Source organism: Frankia sp. CoWAU3, from assembly GCF_977971855.1.
In genome coordinates, this window is record NZ_CDWWXB010000011.1 from 35,240 (window position 1) to 39,099 (window position 3,860).

The 3,860-nt window shown below is 72.9% G+C and carries 4 protein-coding genes; all 4 read left to right on the forward strand.

Annotation, left to right across the window (positions count from 1 at the left end; all coding sequences use genetic code 11):
* Positions 1-1,615, forward strand: a 1,615-nt coding sequence (locus AC08ON_RS02595) for an ABC transporter substrate-binding protein (protein WP_476616386.1), incomplete at its 5' end; no start/stop codon positions are given.
* A gap of 257 nt (positions 1,616-1,872) precedes the next feature.
* The gene (locus tag AC08ON_RS02600; protein WP_011436081.1) at positions 1,873-2,208 is read left to right on the forward strand and encodes an RNA polymerase-binding protein RbpA; all 336 of its coding nucleotides are present in this window, start codon (positions 1,873-1,875) and stop codon (positions 2,206-2,208) included.
* A gap of 97 nt (positions 2,209-2,305) precedes the next feature.
* Complete coding sequence (locus tag AC08ON_RS02605; RefSeq protein ID WP_476616387.1) at positions 2,306-2,596, forward strand: hypothetical protein; 291 nt, start codon at positions 2,306-2,308, stop codon at positions 2,594-2,596.
* On the forward strand, positions 2,545-3,860 hold a 1,316-nt coding region (locus AC08ON_RS02610), incomplete at its 3' end, for a protein kinase domain-containing protein (protein ID WP_476616388.1). The genes AC08ON_RS02605 and AC08ON_RS02610, both read left to right, overlap by 52 nt.

The following is a 3,860-nucleotide window of genomic DNA, read 5'->3' on the forward strand; positions in this document are numbered from 1 at the left end:
CACGCTGCGGATCGTCACCCAGTGGATGCCCAGTGGCGATCCGGGCTGGGCCGACCAGCCCGGCGAGCGGGCGGTCAGCCGGCTCGTGACCCGCCAGCTGTACAGCTATCCCTCTGACGAGGACACGACGAAGTCGACCATCCCGCGGCCGGACCTCGCCGTCGGCGCGCCGGTCGTCACCGAGAACGGGCTGGTCTACACGGTGCGGCTGCGTCCCGCGGCGCGCTGGGACACCCCCAACCAGCGCCGGATCACTGCCAACGACGTCGCCCGCGGCATCAAGCGACTGTGCACGCCCCCGAACCTGTCACCGCTGCGCGGCTACTTCACGGCGACCATCGTCGGATTCCGGGAGTTCTGTGCCCAGCTGGCGGCGACCCCGGTTGCCGACGCCGCGGCCTTCGTCGAGAGCAGCACCGTGGAGGGCATCGAGATCGTCGGCGACGACACGCTCGCGTTCCACCTACTGGCCCCGGTAAACGACTTCGTGGACGTGCTGGCGCTGCCGGCGGCCTCCCCGGTGCCGCTGGAGGCCCTGGCCTACCCGCCGGACTCGCTGGAGTACCTGCACAACCTGGTCTCGGCCGGGCCGTACCGGTTCACGGTCGCCCCCGGCGAGGGGTACCGGCTGTCGCGCAGCCCATCCTGGAGCGCGTCCTCGGACGGGATCCGCCGTGCCCTGCCCGACCATATAACGATCTTCGACGGCCTGAGTCCGGAGGCCATGCAGCAGGAGCTGGAGAGCGGCGACGCGGACATGTCGCTCGACGGGAAAATACCCGACAGCCGGGCCGTGGAGCTCGCCAGGGCGAACGACCCCCGTCTCGTGGTCGACGGGGTCGGGGTCACCCTGGCGCTCACCGTCGGGTTCAACGGGCCCTCCGCGGCCGCGCTGCGTGAGCTGTCGGTCCGCCGGGCGCTGCCCTACTGCATCGACCGGGTGAGCCTCGCGGCAGCGCTCGGCGGCCCCGAGTTCGCCGCTGCCGCCACCGGGTTGCTGCAGGAGACGATGACCGGCTACACCGACGCGGATCCCTTCCCGAGCCCGGCGGGACTCGGCGACGCGGCCCGTTGCCGGGAGGCGCTGAGCCACACCCCCGGCGGACCCGTCACGGCGCTGTCCCTGCTCACCACGGACAGCGCCACCGACGTGGCGGCCGCCGAGGCACTGCGGACCGCCTTCGCCCGTTCCGGTATCCGCCTCGACATCCGGATCCGGACCGGCGAGCGCTACCGCGCGGCAGCCGTCCACCCCACCGGGCAGTTCTGGGACCTGGCGCTCACCATTATCGCCCCGGACTGGTACGGCGACGCGGGCCGCACCGTCTTCCAGCCGTTGCTGGACGAGACGTGGGCCGGCCCCAGGCCGGCCGACGGCGGCTACCGGGATCCGGGCGCCCTGCATCTGCTCGTCACGGCGCTGCGGGCCACCAGCGAGGCGACCGCCGCGAACAACTGGGCCGACCTGGAGCACACGGTGGTCGGGCAGGTCGCGGTGATCCCGCTGGCCGTCGTGCACACCCCGCAGTTCCACAGCACGGACGTCACCGCGTTCACGATCGTGCCGTCGATCGGCACCGCCGATCCGACCGCGGTCTCGCTGGGGTCCGGATGACAGCCGACCTGCACACGCTCCTCCCACCGGGGGTAACGCCAGGGGTAACCAGGCGGGGGTGGCCGGTGCATCCATGGGTGGCTCTCGCGGCCTACACTCCCTCCAGGACGTACCCGGAGGAACATCCAGGGAAAAGCGCCGGGAACGTCAGGTTTACGAAACCGGGTACGAGGTTTCGCGGCACTCGAGGCCACGAAATCGGCAGGCACGGTTTCCGTGCTACCACCCATGGGACGAGACGAAGGAGCACGCGGGCCGTGGCAGGTGGCAACGCCATCCGGGGGAGCCGGGTCGGGGCAGGACCGATGGGAGAGGCGGAACGGGGCGAGACCGCGCCCCGGCAACGTATCTCCTTCTGGTGCGCTAACGCGCACGAGACGAGACCGTCGTTCGCTGCGGATGCGGCGATCCCCGACACATGGGATTGTCCGAGCTGTGGTTTTCCGGCGGGACGGGATCGGGACAACACCCCGGCCCCGCCGCGCACCGAGCCGTACAAGACCCATCTCGCCTACGTGCGGGAACGACGGAACGAAAAGGACGGCGAGGCGATCCTCGCCGAGGCGCTCGCCAAGCTTCGGGGCGCATCCTAGCCCGGCCCGGCCTGGCCCGACCCCGGCGGCGACCGTCGGCGCACGCGCGCCCCGCCCCCGCCCCCGCAGCCGTTGCGCCGTCGCCGAGGATGCCCCTGTGACTGTGGATGGTGTCGGCATCGGCCCGCTCGTCGCCGGGCGGTACCGGCTCGTCGAACGGATTGGCTCCGGTGGGATGGGCACCGTGTGGCGGGCCCACGACGACGTGCTCCGGGTCGAGGTGGCGATCAAGGAGATCCGGGTCTCCGCCGACCTCGACGACGACGAGCGTGCCGCCGGAGTGGAGACGGCGATGCGCGAGGCCCGCATGCCGCCCGGCTGCGGGGGAACCCACACGTGGTCACCGTCCATGACGCCGTGGAACACGACGGCCTGCCGTGGATCGTGATGGAGCTGGTCCGGGCCGGCACACTCGCCACGACGGTCAACCGGGACGGTCCCCTACCGCCCGAGCGTGCCATCCAGGTCGGGCTCGCGGTCCTCGACGCCCTGGTCGCGGGTCAGCGGATGGGCGTGCTGCACCGGGACGTCAAACCATCGAACATCCTGCTGGCCGACGACGGCCGGGTGCTGCTGACCGACTTCGGCATCGCCACCCACGCCGCCGACCCGACCCTCACCGGCGGCATCGGCAGCGGCGGGACGCCCGCCTACATGGCGCCCGAACGCCTCCTCGGCGGCCCCGCGACTCTGGCCGGCGACCTGTTCGCCCTCGGCGCCACCCTCTACTTTGCCGTCGAGGGGGTCTCACCGTTCCAGCGCGACACGCTGCCCACCACTATCGGCGCCGTGCTGCACGCCGATCCGCCACCCTTCCTCCGGGGCGGCAGGCTGTCGGCAGCGATCGCCGGGCTGCTGGCCAAGAACCCGGCGAGCCGGCTGCGCGCGGAGGGAGCGCAGGCGTTGCTGACCTGGGCCGCGTCCCACCCAGCCGATTCCGTCCCGGTATCTCCGGTATCTCCGGTACCCCCGGCCGCGTCGTTACCGCCGTCCCCGGCGCCGGACGCGGTGATCCGGCGCCGGACCGGGTCGCGACCCGTGCCGTTCCCGCCGGCCTGGCCAGGGACGGCGCGGCCCCCCGGCGCGGTCGGGTGGGTCCGGCGGTGGCGGGCACCCCGGCTGATGGCCGGGGCGATGATCCTCCTGGTGCTGCTCGCCGCCGTGGCCGCCGGGGCGTACCAGCTGTTCGGCGCGGACGACGGCGGCGGCGGCGACCGGCGTCGTGCCTCGCCGCCGACGGTCGCCACGCGGGATCCGGCGGGGGTCGGGTCGCAACCGGGCGCCGAGGCTGGCGAGGCGCTGCCCCCGGGCATGATCGGCAGTTGGAGCGGATCGGTGACGCAGGCGTTCGTGCACTTCAACGCCGAGCTGGTGCTGCGGGGCGGCCGGATCGGCGAGGTGATCGGCACGAGTGCCTATCCGGAGAGTGGATGCGCAGGCGAGCTCGTGCTGCGGGGGGTGTCCGGCGCCTCGGTCCGGCTCGAGGAACGTCTCACCCGGGTCGGGGCGTTGTGCTTCGCCGCCACCTGGCTGGACCTCGTGCTCCACGGCGACGGCACGCTCGGCTGCTCGTATCCGGCGACCGAGATCAGTTCGGCGGGGCAGGCGACCATGCGCCGCTCGGCGCCCCCCGTGTCCCCATCGTCCCCCGC